The sequence below is a fragment of the Pseudomonas sp. TAE6080 genome, assembly GCF_018732265.1.
GTDB classification, from domain to species: Bacteria; Pseudomonadota; Gammaproteobacteria; order Pseudomonadales; family Pseudomonadaceae; genus Aquipseudomonas; species Aquipseudomonas brenneri.
On sequence record NZ_JAHIDY010000002.1, the window covers coordinates 1 to 19,026 of the forward strand.

Annotated in this window: 18 protein-coding genes; 8 read left to right on the forward strand and 10 right to left on the reverse strand. The window is 60.0% G+C overall.

Annotated features, from left to right (window positions below):
- Positions 1 to 188 precede the first annotated feature (188 nt).
- Complete coding sequence (locus KL786_RS02400; protein WP_215516623.1) at positions 189 to 1,169, forward strand: NADPH:quinone oxidoreductase family protein; 981 nt, start codon at positions 189 to 191, stop codon at positions 1,167 to 1,169.
- 223 nt (positions 1,170 to 1,392) lie between these two features.
- Positions 1,393 to 2,730 carry a glycerol-3-phosphate transporter gene (glpT, locus tag KL786_RS02405; protein WP_032856960.1) on the forward strand — a complete coding sequence of 446 codons (1,338 nt, stop codon included), beginning with the start codon at positions 1,393 to 1,395 and terminating at the stop codon, positions 2,728 to 2,730.
- On the opposite strand, the gene KL786_RS02410 is transcribed toward glpT, so the two are convergent.
- Complete coding sequence (locus KL786_RS02410; RefSeq protein WP_215516624.1) at positions 2,727 to 3,380, reverse strand: gamma-glutamylcyclotransferase; 654 nt, start codon at positions 3,378 to 3,380, stop codon at positions 2,727 to 2,729. The two genes, glpT and KL786_RS02410, sit on opposite strands and share 4 nt — an antisense overlap.
- Positions 3,381 to 3,602: 222 nt before the next feature.
- Between KL786_RS02410 and KL786_RS02415 the strand changes: the two genes are divergently transcribed.
- Positions 3,603 to 4,079, forward strand: coding sequence for a sn-glycerol-3-phosphate transporter (locus KL786_RS02415; RefSeq protein WP_090292376.1), 477 nt, complete (start codon positions 3,603 to 3,605; stop codon positions 4,077 to 4,079).
- A gap of 142 nt (positions 4,080 to 4,221) precedes the next feature.
- Here the strand turns inward: KL786_RS02415 and KL786_RS02420 are convergent, their stop codons facing one another.
- The 5 genes from KL786_RS02420 to KL786_RS02440 all read right to left on the reverse strand — a co-directional run bounded on the left by KL786_RS02420 (position 4,222) and on the right by KL786_RS02440 (position 9,455).
- The gene (locus tag KL786_RS02420) at positions 4,222 to 5,190 is read right to left on the reverse strand and encodes a CDP-6-deoxy-delta-3,4-glucoseen reductase (RefSeq protein WP_215516625.1); all 969 of its coding nucleotides are present in this window, start codon (positions 5,188 to 5,190) and stop codon (positions 4,222 to 4,224) included.
- Positions 5,190 to 6,656 (reverse strand): 4-hydroxy-3-polyprenylbenzoate decarboxylase, encoded by a 1,467-nt coding sequence (gene ubiD, locus KL786_RS02425; protein ID WP_038444369.1) that lies wholly within the window; start codon positions 6,654 to 6,656, stop codon positions 5,190 to 5,192. The genes KL786_RS02420 and ubiD overlap by 1 nt, the downstream gene beginning before the upstream one ends.
- A 156-nt stretch (positions 6,657 to 6,812) precedes the next feature.
- On the reverse strand, positions 6,813 to 8,072 hold the full coding sequence (gene rho / locus KL786_RS02430; protein ID WP_003176825.1) for a transcription termination factor Rho: 1,260 nt from the start codon (positions 8,070 to 8,072) through the stop codon (positions 6,813 to 6,815).
- Positions 8,073 to 8,304: 232 nt separating this feature from the next.
- Entirely contained in the window at positions 8,305 to 8,634 is a 330-nt protein-coding gene (gene trxA / locus KL786_RS02435; protein ID WP_215516626.1) for a thioredoxin TrxA, read from the reverse strand.
- A 119-nt stretch (positions 8,635 to 8,753) separates the two neighbouring features.
- Positions 8,754 to 9,455: a FadR/GntR family transcriptional regulator gene (locus KL786_RS02440; RefSeq protein ID WP_215516627.1), complete on the reverse strand. Its 702-nt coding sequence runs from the start codon at positions 9,453 to 9,455 to the stop codon at positions 8,754 to 8,756.
- Between the two features lie 256 nt (positions 9,456 to 9,711).
- Here KL786_RS02440 and KL786_RS02445 point away from each other — a divergent pair, with 256 nt between their 5' ends.
- From KL786_RS02445 to KL786_RS02460, 4 genes are read left to right on the forward strand one after another with little or no spacing between them, the layout of a single operon-like run.
- On the forward strand, positions 9,712 to 10,497 hold the full coding sequence (locus tag KL786_RS02445) for a transporter substrate-binding domain-containing protein (RefSeq protein ID WP_215516628.1): 786 nt from the start codon (positions 9,712 to 9,714) through the stop codon (positions 10,495 to 10,497).
- A gap of 14 nt (positions 10,498 to 10,511) precedes the next feature.
- Positions 10,512 to 11,180 carry an amino acid ABC transporter permease gene (locus KL786_RS02450; RefSeq protein WP_032856952.1) on the forward strand — a complete coding sequence of 223 codons (669 nt, stop codon included), beginning with the start codon at positions 10,512 to 10,514 and terminating at the stop codon, positions 11,178 to 11,180.
- Positions 11,177 to 11,827, forward strand: a complete 651-nt coding sequence (locus tag KL786_RS02455; RefSeq protein WP_032856951.1) for an amino acid ABC transporter permease — start codon at positions 11,177 to 11,179, stop codon at positions 11,825 to 11,827. The genes KL786_RS02450 and KL786_RS02455 overlap by 4 nt, the downstream gene beginning before the upstream one ends.
- Positions 11,814 to 12,551, forward strand: a complete 738-nt coding sequence (locus KL786_RS02460; protein ID WP_032856949.1) for an amino acid ABC transporter ATP-binding protein — start codon at positions 11,814 to 11,816, stop codon at positions 12,549 to 12,551. The genes KL786_RS02455 and KL786_RS02460 overlap by 14 nt, the downstream gene beginning before the upstream one ends.
- Here KL786_RS02460 and KL786_RS02465 read toward each other — a convergent pair.
- The 4 genes from KL786_RS02465 to KL786_RS02480 form a co-directional block, all read right to left on the reverse strand.
- Positions 12,523 to 13,098 (reverse strand): DUF1120 domain-containing protein, encoded by a 576-nt coding sequence (locus KL786_RS02465; RefSeq protein ID WP_314388347.1) that lies wholly within the window; start codon positions 13,096 to 13,098, stop codon positions 12,523 to 12,525. The two genes, KL786_RS02460 and KL786_RS02465, sit on opposite strands and share 29 nt — an antisense overlap.
- Positions 13,088 to 15,577, reverse strand: a complete 2,490-nt coding sequence (locus tag KL786_RS02470; protein WP_458729849.1) for a fimbria/pilus outer membrane usher protein — start codon at positions 15,575 to 15,577, stop codon at positions 13,088 to 13,090. The genes KL786_RS02465 and KL786_RS02470 overlap by 11 nt, the downstream gene beginning before the upstream one ends.
- Positions 15,567 to 16,271, reverse strand: a complete 705-nt coding sequence (locus KL786_RS02475) for a fimbria/pilus chaperone family protein (RefSeq protein WP_286675696.1) — start codon at positions 16,269 to 16,271, stop codon at positions 15,567 to 15,569. Before KL786_RS02475 ends, KL786_RS02470 begins: the two co-directional genes overlap by 11 nt.
- Before the next feature lie 123 nt (positions 16,272 to 16,394).
- Positions 16,395 to 17,042 (reverse strand): DUF1120 domain-containing protein, encoded by a 648-nt coding sequence (locus KL786_RS02480; protein ID WP_215516630.1) that lies wholly within the window; start codon positions 17,040 to 17,042, stop codon positions 16,395 to 16,397.
- Positions 17,043 to 17,523: 481 nt separating this feature from the next.
- Here KL786_RS02480 and ppx point away from each other — a divergent pair, with 481 nt between their 5' ends.
- Positions 17,524 to 19,026, forward strand: coding sequence for an exopolyphosphatase (gene ppx / locus KL786_RS02485; RefSeq protein WP_032856946.1), 1,503 nt, complete (start codon positions 17,524 to 17,526; stop codon positions 19,024 to 19,026).

Genomic DNA, 19,026 nt, shown 5'->3' on the forward strand with positions numbered 1-19,026 from the left:
GTGAACACCCCAAGAAATTGGATTGGTGTCCAACTTCTTGGGGGCAGTCCAAAATTCGGTTGCCAGTAGCATAACGCTAGCAAGGCAGAGCACAAGCTTATGGCGACTTATCAGGCCGGGGCATGCTCGTTGACCCGTGACCTGACCCACCTACACTTATCGGCCACTACGCCAAAAGGAAGAGTCCGATGAAAGCCGTGCTGTGCAAAGCCTTCGGCCCCGCCGAAACCCTGGTGCTGGAAGAGGTCGCCAGCCCCGCGATCAAGAAGAACGAGATCCTGCTGGATGTGCATGCCTCGGGGGTGAATTTCCCGGATACGCTGATTATCGAGGGCAAGTACCAGTTCAAGCCGCCCTTCCCGTTCTCGCCGGGCGGCGAAGCGGCAGGCGTGGTCAGCGAAGTCGGGGAAAAGGTCAGCCACCTGAAGGTCGGTGATCGGGTCATGGCGTTGACCGGCTGGGGCAGCTTTGCCGAACAGGTCGCGGTACCGGGCTATAACGTGCTGCCGATCCCGCCGAGCATGGACTTCAACACCGCTGCCGCCTTCAGCATGACCTACGGCACTTCGATGCACGCCCTCAAGCAGCGCGGCCACTTGGCGGCAGGCGAGACCCTGCTGGTGCTGGGCGCATCCGGTGGCGTCGGGCTGGCCGCTGTGGAAATCGGCAAGGCCATGGGCGCCCGGGTGATCGCCGCCGCCAGCAGCGCCGACAAACTGGCCGTGGCCAAGGCGGCGGGGGCTGATGAGTTGATCAATTACAGCGAGACCAACCTCAAGGATGAAATCAAGCGCCTGACCGACGGCAACGGCGCAGACGTGATCTACGACCCGGTGGGCGGCGATCTGTTTGACCAGGCCATCCGCGCCATCGCCTGGAACGGCCGGTTGCTGGTGGTGGGCTTTGCCAGCGGGCGCATTCCTGAATTGCCGGTGAACCTGGCACTGCTCAAGGGCGCGGCGGTGGTTGGGGTGTTCTGGGGCGCGTTTGCCCAGCGCCAACCGCAGGACAATGCAGCGAACTTCCAGCAATTGTTCAGTTGGTATGCAGAGGGGAAGTTGAAGCCATTGGTGTCGCAGGTGTATCCGCTGGATAACGCAGCGCAGGCGATCAATGATCTGGGGCAGCGCAAGGCGGTGGGCAAGGTAGTCGTCCAGGTCCGCCAGTGATTTGAAATGCAATCAATGTGGGAGCAGGCCCGCTCCCACATTTTGATCTCCAGCGCTATCAGAAGCCAATTACGACCACAACTTATCTATTTGCGACATGTTCGTAAAAGAACATGCAATTGCCCCAATTTCCTGTGTTTGCAGATAAGAGGCGATGCTATTTTCGGTAACGAAACTGTAACATTCGCATCCGCAGTCAAAACAAGAAATCTGGAGCTCTTGAATGTTTGCTTTCTTTCGTCCTGCCGCACATCAGGCGCCCCTGCCTGAAGAAAAAATCGACAGTACCTACCGACGCCTGCGCTGGCAGATCTTCGCCGGTATTTTCATCGGTTACGCCGGGTATTACCTGCTGCGCAAAAACTTCTCCCTGGCCATGCCGTACCTGATCGACGAGGGTTACACCCGTGGTCAACTGGGCCTGGCCATGTCGGCGATCGCGATTGCCTACGGTCTGTCCAAGTTCCTCATGGGCCTGGTGTCCGACCGCTCCAACCCACGCTATTTCCTGCCCTTTGGCTTGCTGGTATCGGCCGGGGTGATGTTCATTTTCGGTTTCGCGCCTTGGGCCACCTCCAGCGTAACCATGATGTTCATTTTGCTGTTCATCAACGGCTGGGCCCAGGGCATGGGCTGGCCGCCGAGCGGGCGAACCATGGTGCACTGGTGGTCGCAGAAAGAACGCGGCGGCGTGGTGTCGGTATGGAACGTGGCGCATAACGTCGGCGGCGGCCTGATCGGCCCGCTGTTCCTGCTGGGCATGGCCTGGTTCAACGATTGGCATGCGGCGTTCTATGTGCCGGCCACCGTGGCCCTGCTGGTGGCGGCGTTTGCCTTTATCACCATGCGCGATACCCCGCAGTCCGTGGGCCTGCCGCCCATCGAGCAGTACAAGAACGACTACCCGGAAGGCTACGACGCCAGCCACGAAGAAGAATTCAGCGCCAAGGAAATCTTCGTCAAGTACGTGCTGCGCAACAAAATGCTCTGGTACATCGCCCTGGCTAACGTCTTCGTCTACTTGCTGCGCTACGGCGTGCTGGACTGGGCACCGACTTACCTCAAGGAAGCCAAGCACTTCACGGTCGACAAATCGTCGTGGGCGTACTTCTTCTACGAGTGGGCGGGGATTCCCGGCACACTGTTGTGCGGCTGGATGTCGGACAAGATCTTCCGTGGCAACCGTGGCCTGACCGGCATTGTGTTCATGGCGTTGGTCACCGTCGCGACCCTGGTGTACTGGCTCAATCCGCCAGGCAACCCGATGGTCGACATGATCGCGCTGTTCTCCATTGGCTTCTTGATCTACGGCCCGGTGATGCTGATCGGCCTGCAGGCGCTGGAGCTGGCACCGAAGAAGGCCGCGGGTACGGCAGCGGGCTTCACTGGCCTGTTCGGTTACCTGGGCGGTTCGGTGGCGGCCAGTGCGGCCATGGGCTACACCGTGGACCACTTCGGCTGGGACGGCGGCTTTGTGCTGCTGATCGGCGCGTGCCTGTTGGCCATCGCGTTCCTGATTCCTACGCTGTGGCACACCAATAGCGTCAGCTCGGCGCGTTAATCGCCGCCGCAGCCTTTGGCACATCGCTTGAGCCGCGCCTCCAGATTCTTGTCTGGCATGGCGTGGCTACGCAGGGCGTTGACGGTCTGCTCGACATAATCGCGAGTAGTGCCGTAGCGCCCGCAAGCGCTCTCGAATACCTGATTCAGCACACTGTCGGGCAAGTTGCCGGCATAGCTGGGCAGGTGCCGCTCCAGCACAAAACCCAATGCCTGCACCTGGCTGCCATCTTCAAGCCGGCAACTGAGCCAGTGCGGCCGATACGAAGGGTAAGGCATCTCCCGCTGCCACAAGGCATAGAGCGAGGCTTCCAACTGCTCCTCCGGCAGGCGGTAGGCAAAGCCGCTGCACGAGCCGCCACGATCCAGGCCAAATACCAGCCCCGGCAACTCCGGCGTGCCCCGATGCTCGTGGGACCACAGGTACAGGCCCCGGTGATAACCGTGGACCCGTGCGCGCAGGCGCTGGGTGGCCGAACACTCGGGACGCCAGATCAGCGAGCCATACGCAAACAGCCAGACCGGCCCACCCTTGTGCAGGCCCATGGTGGCCTGCATCGAGCTCATCAATTGTTCGTGAGTGAGTTGCGGCCCCAGATCAAGCCGTGGTGGGTAAGCCAATTGCAGAAGTTCGGATTCAATAACGGTCATGGCAGATCGCTTAGGTCTCCTGTGCATTACCAGTTATAGGCGACTTTACCGTAATAGAACACGCCGCTGTAACTGCAAGGCGAAAAAGTGCTATAGGCCGCGCAGTCACGCCAGGCGCACCCGCTTCAGCGCCCGTTCAGCCTTTATGGAGGACGACCCCTTAAAATAGACCCGCGTCACGACCCATTTAGCCGTGCATTCACCGACTATCGAGGTCGCCCCATGAAAAACCGACTTTCCGGCCTGCTGCTCCTGGCGCAGGCCACCACCGCCCTGGCCGCCGAAGCGCCAGCCAATGACGACAAAGGCTTCTGGTACGCCCAGACCAGCGTCTACACCCGGCACTTTGCGCCGGACCCCGAGCACAACAACAACCAGGACCTGATCGGCCTGGAGCGCAATGACGCTTCGGGGTGGGTGTATGGCGGGGCGACCTTTCGCAACTCGTTTCGCCAACGCTCGTATTACGCCTACGCGGGCAAACGCTATGACATGGCCGACTATCCGGTGTACTTGAAGCTGACCGGCGGGGCGATCCAGGGCTATCGCGGCAAGTACCGCGACAAGATTCCGCTGAACCGCTATGGCGTGGCGCCAGTGATCATTCCTTCGGTCGGGGCTCACTACGGGCCGGTAGCGGCGGAGTTCGTGCTGCTGGGGTTCAATGCGGCGATGGTGACCACGGGCCTGCGGTTCTGACGCCGGCAGGCCTGAGTAGACACAATCCCCTGTGGGAACCGGGCCTATGTGGGAGCGGCTTGCCCGCGAATGCGGTGTGCCATTCAACACATCCAGCGACTGATTCACCGCTTTCGCGGGCAAGCCCACACATAGTTTGAAGTCAGGAGCGCGGGGCGTAGGCAAACACGTCGGCGCGCATCTGGTGTGCATCCATGCCTGCGTTGACCAGCGCATCCAGCGTGCCATAGATCATCGCGGGTGAACCGCTGGCGTAGACATGCACACCCTTGAGGTCGCTGATGTCTTCACACACCGCTTCATGCAACAAGCCACAGCGCCCTTCCCAACCGCACAGGTCACTGACCACTTTGTGCAGGAACAGATTGGGCAATTGCCGCCACTGCTCCCAATGTTCGACCTGGTAGAAATCATCCGGTTGGCGCACGCCCCAATACAGATGCACCGGGTGCTTGAAACCGCTGGCCCGACAGTGCTCGATCAGGCTGTGCATCTGTGCCATACCGGTGCCAGCCGCGATCAGCACCAACGGCCCGTCGGGCAATTCGGCCAGGTGGGTATCGCCAAATGGTAGCTCGACCCGCGCCATCTGGTTGCGCTGTAACTGCTCGATCAGGCTGCGGGCGCTGTCTTCACGCACCAGTACATGCAACTCCAGCTCCCGCCCGGCGTGGGGCGCCGACGCCAAGGAAAACGCCGACTTTTCGCCGTTCTCGCGCTCGATCATCAGGTACTGGCCCGCGTGGTAGCGTACCGCCTTGCCGGCCGGCGCCCGCAGGCGCACGCGCCACACGTCGCCACCCAGGTCCACGCATTCGCTCAACTGGCAGGCAAGTTTGCGCACCGGCAACTCTCCCGGCGCCAGCACGCCATCCCACAGCACGATGCAATCTTCCAGCGGCTCGGCAATGCAGGTGTAGAACTCACCATGGTCACGCACCTCGCCGGCCTGTTGCACCCGGCCCTCGACCAACAGGGCCGCGCACACGTGGCACACGCCGTTGCGGCACGCCTGGGGGCATTCGTAGCCCAGGCGCCGTGCACCTTCAAGAATCCGCTCGCCGGGCTGCAAGTCAAGGACCGCACCGGAAGGTTGCAGGGTTACACGCATCAATCTATTCCCAATTCTTTCCACATCGCATCGACACGCGCCGTCACGGCTTCATCCTTGACGATCACCCGGCCCCACTCGCGGGTGGTTTCACCCGGCCATTTATGGGTGGCATCCAGGCCCATCTTCGAGCCCAGGCCCGACACCGGCGAGGCGAAGTCGAGGTAGTCGATCGGCGTGTTGTCGATCATTACCGTGTCGCGCTTGGGGTCCATGCGCGTGGTAATGGCCCAGATCACGTCGTTCCAGTCCCGGGCGTTGATGTCGTCGTCGGTGACGATAACGAACTTGGTGTACATGAACTGTCGCAAAAACGACCACACACCGAGCATGACGCGCTTGGCATGCCCCGGGTACGACTTCTTCATGGTCACAATGGCCATGCGATACGAGCAACCCTCGGGCGGCAGGTAGAAGTCGGTGATTTCCGGGAACTGCTTCTGCAGGATCGGCACAAACACCTCGTTCAGCGCCACGCCGAGAATCGCCGGCTCATCAGGCGGCCGGCCGGTGTAGGTGCTGTGGTAGATCGGTTTGATCCGGTGGGTGATGCGCTCGACGGTGAACACCGGGAAGCTGTCGACTTCATTGTAGTAGCCGGTGTGGTCGCCATACGGGCCTTCATCGGCCATCTCGCCCGGATGAATCACGCCTTCGAGGATGATTTCGGCGGTGGCCGGTACTTGCAGGTCGTTGCCACGGCACTTCACCAGCTCGGTGCGGTTGCCGCGCAGCAGGCCGGCAAAGGCGTACTCGGACAGGCTGTCGGGCACCGGCGTCACGGCGCCGAGGATGGTCGCCGGGTCGGCGCCCAGGGCCACCGAGACCGGGAACGGCTGGCCGGGGTGCTTCTCGCACCACTCACGGAAGTCCAGCGCACCACCACGGTGGCTCAGCCAACGCATGATCACTTTGTTGCGACCGATCACTTGCTGACGGTAGATCCCCAGGTTCTGGCGATCCTTGTTCGGGCCCTTGGTGACGGTCAGGCCCCAGGTGATCAGCGGGCCGACATCGCCGGGCCAGCAGGTCTGTACCGGGAGCATCGCCAGGTCGACATCATCGCCTTCGATGACCACTTCCTGGCAGACCGCGTCCTTGACCACCTTGGGCGCCATGGCAATGATCTTGCGGAAGATCGGCAGCTTCGACCACGCATCCTTCAGGCCCTTGGGCGGCTCAGGCTCCTTGAGGAAGGCCAGCAGCTTGCCGATCTCGCGCAACTCGCTGACCGACTCGGCGCCCATGCCGAACGCCACCCGGTCGGGCGTGCCGAACAGGTTGCCGAGCACCGGGATATCAAAGCCTGTGGGGTTCTCGAACAGCAGCGCCGGGCCCTTGTTGCGCAAGGTGCGGTCACAAATCTCAGTCATTTCCAGGACCGGGGACACCGGCACCTGAATACGTTTCAACTCTCCGCGCTGCTCAAGTTGCTGCACGAAATCCCGAAGATCCTTGAATTTCATTAACCATGCCACCCGTAAAATAGGCGTACATCCTACCTGCTCTGAAGGCCGCTGGCAGCTTATCGCCGCGCATTTGCGCTCGGAACTTGCTTAAAAAACCGACGAAAAAAAATGGCGCCCCTTGGGGCGCCATTCTTTCGGACCTGAAACGTCGTATTACTTACGCTTCATCGACAGGAAGAACTCGTCGTTGGTCTTGGTGGTTTTCAGCTTGTCGATCAGGAACTCGATGGCGGCGACTTCGTCCATCGGATGCAGCAGCTTGCGCAGGATCCACATGCGCTGCAGTTCGTCATCGGCCGTCAGCAACTCTTCACGGCGCGTGCCGGAACGGTTGATGTTGATGGCCGGGAACACACGCTTTTCAGCAATGCGACGGTCCAGAGGCAGTTCCATGTTGCCGGTACCCTTGAACTCTTCGTAGATCACTTCGTCCATCTTCGAGCCGGTTTCAACCAGCGCGGTGGCGATAATGGTCAGCGAGCCGCCTTCTTCGATGTTACGCGCGGCGCCGAAGAAACGTTTCGGCTTCTCCAGGGCGTGGGCATCGACACCACCGGTGAGCACTTTGCCGGAGCTCGGGATCACGGTGTTGTAGGCACGGGCCAGACGGGTGATGGAGTCGAGCAGGATCACCACGTCCTTCTTGTGTTCGACCAGGCGCTTGGCCTTCTCGATCACCATTTCGGCAACCTGCACGTGGCGGGTTGGCGGCTCATCGAACGTCGAGGCAACCACTTCGCCGCGCACGGTGCGCTGCATTTCGGTCACTTCTTCCGGACGCTCATCGATCAGCAGCACGATCAGGTGAACTTCAGGATTGTTACGCGCGATGTTCGCTGCAATGTTCTGCAGCATGATGGTCTTACCGGCTTTCGGCGGCGCGACGATCAGGCCACGCTGGCCCTTGCCGATCGGAGCGCACAGGTCGATGACTCGACCGGTCAAGTCTTCGGTGGAACCGTTACCGGCTTCCATCTTCATGCGCACGGTCGGGAACAGCGGCGTCAGGTTCTCGAAGAGAATCTTGTTCTTCGCGTTCTCGGGACGATCGAAGTTGATCGTGTCGACCTTGAGCAGGGCGAAATAACGCTCGCCTTCCTTCGGAGGGCGGATCTTGCCAACGATGGTGTCACCGGTGCGCAAGTTGAAGCGACGGATCTGGCTCGGCGAGACGTAGATATCGTCTGGGCCGGCGAGATAGGAGGCGTCTGCAGAGCGGAGGAAGCCGAAGCCGTCCTGGAGAATCTCCAGCACGCCATCACCGGAGATTTCCTCGCCGCTTTTCGCGTGCTTTTTCAGCAGGGAGAAAATCACGTCCTGCTTGCGCGAACGGGCCATATTTTCTATGCCCATTTCTTCGGCCAGTTGGAGCAGGTCGGTAATCGGCTTTTGCTTGAGTTCAGTCAGATTCATATAGGAATGACGTAATCATTTATAGAGGGGGGGAATTAAGCTTTTGGCTTAATGAGGCCGCGCCGCAGAGAAGGCGACAGGATCGCGTACTAATCGAAAGGAATGCGTCGGCGACGGCTTGCAGGGGGCAGTGGAGAAACCAGTGCGGGGCCGAATGTACCACCTGAATTTCAGAGCGTCTAGCCCTGCTTTACGAAAAAGCCCCGCAATTTGCGGGGCTTTTTGACAACGCTTAGATGTTGGCGTCGAGGAATGCAGCCAGTTGCGACTTCGACAGTGCGCCGACCTTGGTGGCCTCGACGTTGCCGTTCTTGAACAACATCAGGGTCGGGATACCACGCACGCCATGCTTGGCCGGGGTTTCCTGGTTTTCGTCGATGTTCAGCTTGGCAACGGTCAGCTTGCCTTCGTAGGTGGTTGCGATTTCGTCCAGGACCGGGGCGATCATTTTGCAAGGGCCGCACCACTCAGCCCAGTAATCAACCAGCACCGGGCCTTGGGCCTGCAGTACTTCGGCCTCAAAGGTCGCGTCGGTGACGTGCTTGATAAGATCGTTGCTCATGGATGTCTCCGGGTTGTAAGCAAAAAAACGTTGCCCATCATAGCCGCCCTTCCTTCGTTCAGGAAGCCGCCGCTGATTGACTCTTGCTATCGTACGCCATCATTTTGGGTATTACCGATTCAGGATGTTGCCGGCGTGACAAAGGCGATGCCAGTGCGCAGCGCCGCGTTACGCACGTGCTCCTGCATGGATTTATGTGCCGCCGCACTGCTGCGCCGGGCCAGGGCACGGAGGATCTTGCGGTGCTCCTGCCAGGTTTCCATGGCCCGCTCCGGTCGGATGAACGGTAGTTTCTGGCTTTCCAGAAACACCTCGGCACTGGCGCTGAGGATGCTGACCATCGCCTGATTACCACTGGCCAACAGGATGCGCTGGTGGAAAGCGAAGTCCAACCGTGCGGCCGCCTCGAAATCACCAGTCTTCAGCTCCCGGCGCATGGCCTGGACATTGTCTTCGAGCTCATCCAGCTCCTCGGTGGTCAACGTCATGGCCGCCAGCCCCGCCGCAAACCCCTCCAGGGCATAACGCAACTGGAAGATATCCAACGGGCTCGCCTGCGCGGTAAATGGCCAGGCCACTGCGCCCATATCGGCCTCAGGCGGCGCCTGTACAAACACGCCCTTGCCCGGTTGCACACTGACCACTCCCAGCGCACTGAGCGAAGACAGGGCCTCGCGCAGCGAGGCACGACTGACCCCCAATTGCAGCGCCAGGTCGCGCTGGGAAGGCAATGCATCGCCGGGGCCGAAGCCCTGTTCCTTGATGAGTTTGCGGATAGCTTGCAAGGCCGCTTCCGGTACGGCTTGGGCGATGGAATTCATGAAAAAACCCGAGGTTTCAGTCAACAGTGGGCCTAGTTGTAAAGCTATTCTCGGCAGCCGGCAAGCCACGCCCCAAAGGGGCTCGCAGGGTTTTACCGGCGCTCGAAAAGGGTGCGAAACGAGACTTGACTGTTCAGACCAGTCAGACCGCTGCATGCCTGGAAAAACCTGCCTTGCAGGCGTTTCAGGGCTTCATGGCATGGGCTATGCACTGGCAACAATCAGAAATGTCCTTCACCCCTTTCGGAGAGTTGCCATGACCAAGCGTTGCAGCGCCCTGCTCACTGCCCTGTTTGCCAGCCTGATGCTCAGCCAGGCACCTGCCCAGGCCAATGGCCTGGACGATATCGTCGCCCGTGGCACCCTCAAGGTCGCCGTGCCCCAGGACTTTCCACCGTTCGGCTCGGTCGGCCCGGATATGCAACCGCGCGGTTTGGACATCGACACCGCAAAGCTGCTGGCCGAGCAACTCAAGGTCAAGCTGGAACTCACGCCGGTCAACAGCACCAATCGCATTCCATTCCTGACCACCGGCAAGGTGGACCTGGTGATTTCCAGCCTGGGCAAGAACCCGGAGCGCGAGAAAGTCATCGACTTTTCCAAGGCCTATGCGCCGTTCTATCTCGCCGTATTCGGCCCACCTGACGCGGCCATCACCCGCCTCGACGACCTCAAGGGCAAGACCATCAGCGTGACCCGGGGCGCCATTGAAGATATCGAGTTGACCGCCGTCGCGCCCAAGGAAGCCACGATCAAGCGCTTTGAAGACAACAATTCAACCATCGCCGCCTACCTCGCCGGCCAAGTAGACCTGATCGCCAGTGGCAACGTGGTGATGGTGGCGATCAGCACACGCAACCCCAAGCGGGTGCCGGCGCTGAAAGTCAAACTCAAGGATTCGCCAGTGTATGTCGGCGTCAACAAAAACGAGCCGGCGCTGTTGGAGAAGGTCAACCAGATCCTGGTCGCCGCCAAGACTGACGGCAGCCTGGAAAAGAACGCAATGCAGTGGCTCAAAGAGCCATTGCCTGCCGATCTCTGAGGCGGAGCTGATTGATGGCCTATCAATTCGACTTTGTGCCGGTGCTGGCCAATACCGACCTGCTGTTGCGCGGCGCGCTGTTCACCCTGGAGCTGACCGCCATCGGTGCGATCCTGGGGGTGGCACTGGGGATTGTCGGCGCCGTGGTGCGCGCCTGGAAAATCCAGCCGTTCTGCTGGTTCTTCGGGGTGTATGTCGAATTGATTCGCAACACACCGTTCCTGGTGCAGTTGTTCTTCATCTTCTTCGGCCTGCCGTCCCTGGGCTTGCAGATTTCCGAATGGCAGGCGGCGGTACTGGCGATGGTGATCAACCTCGGCGCCTATTCCACGGAGATCATCCGTGCCGGTATCCAGGCGATTCCTCGCGGGCAACTGGAGGCGGCGGCAGCCTTGGCCATGACGCGTTTTGAAGCGTTTCGCCATGTGGTGCTGCTGCCGGCGCTGGGCAAGGTCTGGCCCGCCCTGAGCAGCCAGATCATCATCGTGATGCTCGGTTCGGCGGTGTGTTCGCAGATCGCCACTGAAGAGTTGAGCTTTGCCGCCAACTTTATCCAGTCGCGTAATTTCCGTGCCTTTGAAACCTATGCCCTGACCACGCTGGTGTACCTGTGCATGGCGCTGATGATCCGCCAGTTGCTCAATTGGATCGGTCGCCGCTATGTAATGAGGAACAGCCGATGAGTGATTTTTCATTCTGGGACATCGTGCGCAACCTGCTGACCGGCCTGCAGTGGACGTTACTGTTGTCGCTGGTGGCGTTTATCGGCGGTGGGCTGATCGGCTTGCTGGTGATGACCCTGCGCATCAGCCCCAAGGCGCTACCGCGCAACATCGCCCGGACCTATATCGAATTGTTCCAGGGCACGCCGTTGCTAATGCAATTGTTCCTGGTGTTCTTCGGTGTCGCCTTGCTGGGGATCGATATCTCGCCATGGCTGGCCGCCGCGATTGCCTTGACCCTGTTTACCAGCGCCTACCTGGCCGAGATCTGGCGCGGCTGTGTCGACTCCATTGCCCATGGCCAGTGGGAGGCCTCCGCCAGCCTGGCACTCAACCCGTATGAGCAACTGCGCTACGTGATCCTGCCCCAGGCCCTGCGAATTGCAGTGGCACCCACGGTGGGCTTCTCGGTGCAGGTGGTCAAGGGCACGGCAGTGACGTCGATCATCGGCTTCACCGAACTGACCAAGACCGGCGGCATGCTCGCCAACGCCACCTTCGAACCCTTCATGGTCTACGGCCTGGTGGCGCTCGGTTACTTCCTGCTCTGCTACCCCTTGTCCCTCAGTGCCCGTTACCTGGAAAGGAGACTGCATGCCTCTGCTTAGAATATCCGCGCTGCATAAGTATTACGGCGATCACCATGTGCTCAAGGGTATCGACTTGAGTGTCGAGGAAGGCCAGGTGGTGGCGATCATCGGCCGCAGCGGCTCGGGGAAGTCCACGTTGCTGCGCACCCTCAATGGCCTGGAGTCGATCAACGACGGGGTGATTGAAGTCGACGGCGAATACCTCGACGCAGCCCGCGCTGACCTGCGCAGCCTGCGGCAAAAAGTCGGCATGGTGTTCCAGCAGTTCAACCTGTTCCCCCATTTGACCGTGGGTGAAAACGTCATGCTCGCGCCCCAGGTCGTGCAAAAGGTCACCAAGGCCAAGGCCGCGGAACTGGCACGACAGATGCTCGACCGTGTCGGCCTGGGAGAGAAGTTCGACGCGTTCCCGGATCGCCTGTCCGGCGGCCAGCAGCAACGGGTGGCCATCGCCCGCGCATTGGCAATGTCGCCCAAGGTGCTGCTGTGCGATGAAATCACCTCGGCCCTGGACCCGGAACTGGTCAACGAAGTACTCAGCGTGGTGCGCCAACTGGCCAAGGACGGCATGACCCTGATCATGGTGACCCATGAAATGCGCTTTGCCCGGGAAGTCGGCGACAAGCTGGTGTTCATGCACCAGGGCAAGGTGCATGAAGTCGGTGACCCGAAAGTACTATTTGCCCAACCGCGCACCGCCGAACTGGCCAATTTCATTGGCTCGGTGGAGTCGCCGGGCTGACGCCAACGCCATGCGACAACCACTCGACCTGCACCTGGCCCTGGAGCGTGGTTTCGCTGCGCACAGAGAATGCGTCAACCGGCAGGAATGGGGCAATCTCCAGTTGTGCCGATAGCCGTCGGCCCGTTATCGGTACGCCAGCCGCACGGGCAATCAGGACCTGCCCGGGCACAAGCCGCTCGCTGGCGTGCGCAGGCCCTGAGCCCTCGACGACCAGTTCCACGGGCCGGCCATCAAGGTGGGCGTGCCGGATATTCAGGGCAAAGGCCCCGGTGGCGCCAAACCGAAAACCCAGAGCCCCCGCAGGCACCCCACTGAACCGTACTGCCATGGGAACGGGATCAATGCACACCACGTTCAGGAGCACGGTGCGTGTACCGAAAGACTGTGCACTGACCTGTTCACCGGGCGCTTGACGCATTACGCCGTAGTCGACCCGTGGCTGGCTTAACGCCAACTGACAGGTAGCGAGGCTGGCCTCGCTGGCCAATAACGCCACGATGAACAACAGGCCCGGATAAATCCTGCCGGCCGATTTACAACGCACTGCAGGTCGCCGAAGCGGTTTCATAAAGTCTGTCATTGGAGGGCTCTGGCTCAAGGTTCAGTTGCAGCAGGCAAGGCTTCGTAGAGCCCGGCAGCTCAACACTCAGGGTCTGTTGGGGTTGGCTGTCATTCAGGAAAATCAGGCCATCGCCCACTACGCTGGTCAGGAAGGCCTTGTCCGGGCCAAATACTGCAGCGCCCTGGGGCAAGGCATGCCCTTGCTGGTCATGAGCGGTCAACAGAACCCGACGGGCGCTGACCACCTTGAACTCCACGGCATTGAACGACCCACGGGCAGCGGCAAGGGTTTGGGTGCCGTTCTTGAGATCGACACGCTTGGGCAGGGACTGGGTCTGCACTTCGAGGTGGCTGGTGCTATAGGCCGGCAACCCAGGAATGACCGCGTGACCGCGGTAGTCGGTCCAGACCGGCCCATGGGGTGTCGAGACTTTGGCTCCCGTGATGTTTCCCACCGATAGCAGTCCGAAAGTATCCTGCACCGCGTAGGGCGAAAAGGTCAGCCCTTGTCCATGAGCCACGATCCCCCCCTGCAATTGCCCGGTGTAGGTGGTGCCTGATGCGTCCCGGTTCACCCCGGCCCCCACGCGGGTGTAGCGAGGCATGACGTCTACACGACCATGCACCGCCCTCTGGCGATCCGTTAGGTCGCGCTCGGTGCCCACTTCATAGTTCACATACTCGTTGACCCGTTCCGACAGTGTTGTACCGATATCGGAGCGGCCGTTGCGCCGGCTGGCGAAAGATGTGAGGCGGCGATCATCGCCAAACGGCACACTGACTTGCAGGCGCACCGACAGCCCTTCGGAGGGGAGTTGCTCGTTGACGGCATAACGGCGCTTTCGCCGACGCGACGGACCGGTCTGCGAGTCGGCGACGAGTGCGACATCGACGTCGTCGAAACGCTTGGTCCACGACGCGAACACATGCTCGGTGCTCTGCCCGTCAAATTGCGCGTTATGGGAGTAGGTGACGGAGAGCGTACCCAAAACCGGCGCGGCCCAACTCAGTCCGGCGGTGTACTGGCGCTGAAAACGCGTGTCCAGAAGATCGTTGGTCGAGGCTGTGCCGACCTCCAGGACATCACGGTAACCTCGACTCTGGGTGGTGGCACTCAGGCTTGCCTCAACACCCGCGCCCAACGGGCTACCCAGCGACACGGAGTTGCGTGTCCCGCCCACACCGCGAACCTTATCCCGGGACCGATTGTGTCGTGCACTCACTGAAACCCGCTGGAAAAAGACACGACTCAGCGTGCCACCTGCCGCGTGATATTCGTCCGCCCCCAATAAGCCAAGGCCCAGGGCTGTACCTGCGCCCAAATTCCAGGTACCGCTGCCCATCGCCACCACCGGTTGCTCCCTGTTGCTGGCGATGGTTTCCCGCACCTTGCCCAGCGCAAAGTCGAAGCCAGGTTGCACAGGCACGTAGGCCCCGAAAGACGCCGCAGGCACCACGAAACTGCGTTTGCCCCCCCGCGTGCCGATGACACTCACGTCCAGGTCGCTGGTGCCATTGAGCAATGGCAGGTCCGTCAGGCGAAAAGGCCCTTCGGGTACCAGGGTCGAATGTATCAACACCCCGGACTGGCGCACCTCAACCCTTCCCTGGCTATGGGCCAAGCCTTCGACCACTACACCGTTGGTGCTCCCGACTCGGGCGACACCGTCAGGAAAGAGCTGGAACCCCGAGAGCTGGAGGCCGCCAAATACCGGGTTCCTGCTGGAAATCTGACCTGCCTGGAAGGTCGACTTCAAGGCCGCGAAATCTCGCTGGGCATAGGCGTACACATGTTCGCTGCTACCCTTGCCGTTATCGGAAACATAGAACTGCCGACTGCGCACAATCCAGTTGCCAAGATTGAAGCCCGCCTCGGTATAGGCCGAGACAAAACGGTTGGAGTCGCCACGTGCATGGTTATCGAATCCAAGCACATCGTAATTGAGCATGGCGGCCGTACCGCCCTGGCTGAAACTTCCAGCTTCCCACTCGGGTTCGCGCAACGATTGCGTAGGTACCACCAGGGACACCTCGTCACTACCGGGGCGCAGTCTCACCAGCGTCGCCGGGAACTCACCAAGGAAATCGTGACACGCCTGGTCGGCCGTCACACCAGCCTGCAAGACCGCAGACGGTACCCGCAAACCAGCTTTGTCCAGTAACCCTGGGGTAAAACACAGCTGACCCTGGTAATCGAACCGGGCATCCACCAAGCCTAGCGCCGCGCCATTGACCCGCAGCCCGACCACCTGGACACCTTCGCGAAAACGCGCCGCGCTGCGGAAATAGTCCGAAACTTTTGGATCAATGCCATGAGTGGTCAGGGCTGCCAGGTCAAACCCTTCCCCCAACTCGATGGCCAATGCATCCCCATGATGCCCAAAAAGGGTTGCCAAACCCATGAACAGCCCCGAATAACAGGCGCCGCCCACTCCCTTGCCCACCACTCGGTTAAATCCCATGATCGGCAACATCTGCGTTGTAGCTGTCAACGGTGAACCCGTACACCGTGGCGGGCTGCAATACGACCGAGGTAACGCCCGCCAGGGAACCCTGGGCATCAACCGCCAGTACTTCACCTGGCAGGATGTAACTGCGCGGCAAGGTTGCCAACGTTTTCCCCGGGAGCAGTTGCAACTCCAGCGCCAACCGCACCACATACGCACTGTCGTTATGAACGGTCAGGCCACTGCCCTGGCGCCTCCATTTCAACAACTCCCAGGGTGCCTGGTGCTTGGCCAACCCCTTGGGATGCAGGATCAGCGGTAAATTCTGCCGCAGGGTAAAACCAATGGTCGCTCCACCAGGGCTGCGGGCCTGGGGAATGCCTTCAAAGGAAACACGTTTCAATCGTTGGGTCTTGAGCGGCGTGCCAGATGTATTGATAAAACGAACCAACTGGGTCTCACCGGCTTCGACACGAGTAATCGGTGGCGTGACGATCAGCAGCGGCTCTTTATCCTCCGGTATATTCTCGATGACCGAGTGAAGTAGTGCGGGCCCCGGATCTGTGTTCTTGACATTGATCGTCGCCTCACCGTTCTCCTCATAAAGCACGACGACCGTTGTTTCGGGTTGCATACCATCGGCCACCGCCATGCCACTTGCGCAAAACAATAATGTTACACACCACAACAGCGTCACACCTGCTTTCAAAAAACAACTCACTGTGTTTTCTCCGCAACGACCAAGACAAATAGCAAACGCACAGAAAAACAGCCGACAAGTCCCGAAAGCGCCATGACACTTTTCGTTTCAATATCGGCTGTTACTAGAGGTTTAGATGTAACTAAGCACTAAGGTGGCGCGGCCATCCAGCGTCACATCGCGGGTGAGGTCCAAGTCCTGCGCTTTGTTAATGACCGCCATCACTTCAATGACGCCTGTGAGTTGAGCAATGGACGCCGGGGTTATGCTCGCACCATTACGCCACGAGTACTGGGTAGGCGCTTGTGCGACTTTTCCGTCACTGTTCTGCCAGGCGCCGGTGCTGACCCGCATGATCGGACTCAATGTGAAACCTGAAGACCTCAGATCTCGCAGAGTGACCGAGTAGCCCCCGGTACGTCGGGACGATACGGCGCCCAACCCAAAGTTCTGCGCTTCGGTATAGCCGCCGCCGAGAATACCAGTGACCTTGCTGCCCGCCTGCAAGTCGGTCAGGGTCAGGCCGAACTTGGCCGGAGTGGTACCGCAGTTGACAACCAACGATGTGGTTTGCGGTGAGCGAGGATTGAAGCTGGTCTGGGACAACTCACCGGAACGAATAACCCCGTAGTCGATGATTCCACTATTACCCAAGCTCAAATTGCAGGCTGCGGGCGTGATCGTCCCCCGCACTACCAACTGAGCAACGTTTGTTGCCTGAGCGCCAATACTTGCAGCCAGGCAAATAACACCCATCGTCAAACCCAATACTTTTTTCATGATCGACCTGTCGTTAAAAAGTGTTCAGGCATTACTTCTTTAATAACCGGACAATTCCTTCGTCGCCATTAATTCCTCCCTGAAACACAAAGCTATAAATAAATAACACCACGGCATCATTGCCGAGCGACAGTTTCACCTTCGACTCACTCAATAAATATAAGACGATACCCAGAACTCTGTGGGACTCGTTTAAAACAACCGACTCTTTTACCACCCCCCAAAGTAGTCCAGAGCAGATTAAGGATGAGTTTAATTAACTACCCATGTAGGAAATTATATAATCTTCAAAATCCTCTAAAGATTTTTGAGTTCCCTACAACCCACTAAAGATATGTCATCGGCCATCCGGAAATTTTCCCTACATTTCCTACAAAACTTGATCAAGAGCATGGGTAGGACAAATCACCGAGCACTACGCGTTGGCGTCAGCGTTTGATCGTGGCACGATGGCAAGGTTATCGACCGAGATCCCCTACCCATGCCGCAATCCCAAGCCAAGAATCTGTCCCTGATCGCCGCCATCGACCTGGGCTCCAACAGCTTTCACATGGTCGTGGCCAAGGCCCAGAACGGAGAGATCCGCATCCTTGAGCGGCTCGGCGAAAAGGTACAACTGGCTGCCGGGATCGACGATGAGCGCAAGCTCAACGAAGAATCCATGCAGCGCGGGCTCGACTGCCTCAAGCGTTTTGCCCAACTGATCAACGGCATGCCCCAGGGCGCCGTGCGAATCGTCGGTACCAACGCATTGCGCGAAGCGCGTAACCGTGGCGAATTCATCCGCCGTGCCGAGGAGATCCTCGGGCACCCGGTGGAAGTCATCTCCGGACGTGAAGAAGCACGCCTGATCTATCTCGGTGTCTCCCACACGCTGGCCGATACCCCCGGCAAACGCCTGGTGGCCGACATTGGCGGTGGCAGCACCGAGTTCATCATCGGCCAGCGCTTCGAGCCGCTGCTGCGCGAAAGCCTGCAAATGGGTTGCGTCAGCTACACCCAGCGTTATTTCAAGGACGGCAAGATCACCCCGGCCCGCTACGCCCAGGCATACACGGCGGCGCGGCTGGAGATCATGAGCATCGAGCATGCCTTGCACCGCCTGACCTGGGATGAAGCCATCGGCTCATCCGGCACCATCCGTGCCATCGGCCTGGCCCTGAAGGCTGGCGGCCACGGCACCGGCGAGGTGAATGCCGAAGGCCTGGCCTGGCTCAAGCGCAAGCTGTTCAAGCTCGGTGATGCCGAGAAAATCGACTTCGAGGGCATCAAGCCCGATCGCCGGACCATCTTCCCGGCCGGCCTGGCGATCCTTGAAGCCATCTTCGACGCCCTCGAACTGCAACGCATGGACCACTGCGATGGCGCCCTGCGTGAAGGCGTGCTCTACGACCTGCTGGGCCGCCATCATCATGAAGATGTGCGCGAGCGCACCCTGGGCTCACTGATGGAGCGCTACCACGTCGACCTGGAACAGGCGGCGCGGGTAGAGCGCAAGGCGCTGCATGCGTTTGATCAGGTCGCCGAGGATTGGGACCTGCAGGACGGGGTCTGGCGTGAACTGCTGGGCTGGGCAGCCAAGGTCCATGAAGTGGGCCTGGATATCGCCCACTACCATTACCACAAGCACGGCGCGTACCTGATCGAGCACTCCGACCTGGCGGGTTTTTCCCGGGAAGACCAGCAGATGCTGGCGTTGCTGGTGCGCGGCCATCGCCGCAATATCCCCAAGGACAAGTTCGCCGAGTTCGGCGCCGAAGGCATCAAGCTGATTCGCCTGTGCGCCCTGCTGCGCTTTGCGATCCTGTTCCACCACATCCGTGGCACCCAGCAGATGCCGCAGGTCACCTTGCGCGCCAATGGTGACAGCCTGGATGTGGTATTCCCCGAAGATTGGCTGGACGAGAACCAACTGACCCAGGCGGATTTCGCCCAGGAAGCCGAGTGGCTGACGCGAGTGGGTTTGAGCCTGAACGTGTGCTGA

Excerpts from the sequence above, each read along its gene's own strand:
- KL786_RS02415 (WP_090292376.1), top strand. The coding sequence starts at position 3,603 with ATGAAAAACCGACTTTCCGGCCTGCTGCTCCTGGCGCAGGCCACCACC.
- KL786_RS02420 (WP_215516625.1), bottom strand. The coding sequence starts at position 5,190 with ATGCGTGTAACCCTGCAACCTTCCGGTGCGGTCCTTGACTTGCAGCCC.
- rho (WP_003176825.1), bottom strand. The coding sequence starts at position 8,072 with ATGAATCTGACTGAACTCAAGCAAAAGCCGATTACCGACCTGCTCCAA.
- ubiD (WP_038444369.1), bottom strand. The coding sequence starts at position 6,656 with ATGAAATTCAAGGATCTTCGGGATTTCGTGCAGCAACTTGAGCAGCGC.
- KL786_RS02450 (WP_032856952.1), top strand. The coding sequence starts at position 10,512 with ATGGCCTATCAATTCGACTTTGTGCCGGTGCTGGCCAATACCGACCTG.
- ppx (WP_032856946.1), top strand. The coding sequence starts at position 17,524 with ATGCCGCAATCCCAAGCCAAGAATCTGTCCCTGATCGCCGCCATCGAC.
- trxA (WP_215516626.1), bottom strand. The coding sequence starts at position 8,634 with ATGAGCAACGATCTTATCAAGCACGTCACCGACGCGACCTTTGAGGCC.
- KL786_RS02400 (WP_215516623.1), top strand. The coding sequence starts at position 189 with ATGAAAGCCGTGCTGTGCAAAGCCTTCGGCCCCGCCGAAACCCTGGTG.
- KL786_RS02455 (WP_032856951.1), top strand. The coding sequence starts at position 11,177 with ATGAGTGATTTTTCATTCTGGGACATCGTGCGCAACCTGCTGACCGGC.
- KL786_RS02440 (WP_215516627.1), bottom strand. The coding sequence starts at position 9,455 with ATGAATTCCATCGCCCAAGCCGTACCGGAAGCGGCCTTGCAAGCTATC.
- KL786_RS02460 (WP_032856949.1), top strand. The coding sequence starts at position 11,814 with ATGCCTCTGCTTAGAATATCCGCGCTGCATAAGTATTACGGCGATCAC.
- KL786_RS02445 (WP_215516628.1), top strand. The coding sequence starts at position 9,712 with ATGACCAAGCGTTGCAGCGCCCTGCTCACTGCCCTGTTTGCCAGCCTG.
- KL786_RS02470 (WP_458729849.1), bottom strand. The coding sequence starts at position 15,577 with ATGGGATTTAACCGAGTGGTGGGCAAGGGAGTGGGCGGCGCCTGTTAT.
- KL786_RS02480 (WP_215516630.1), bottom strand. The coding sequence starts at position 17,042 with ATGAAAAAAGTATTGGGTTTGACGATGGGTGTTATTTGCCTGGCTGCA.
- glpT (WP_032856960.1), top strand. The coding sequence starts at position 1,393 with ATGTTTGCTTTCTTTCGTCCTGCCGCACATCAGGCGCCCCTGCCTGAA.
- KL786_RS02410 (WP_215516624.1), bottom strand. The coding sequence starts at position 3,380 with ATGACCGTTATTGAATCCGAACTTCTGCAATTGGCTTACCCACCACGG.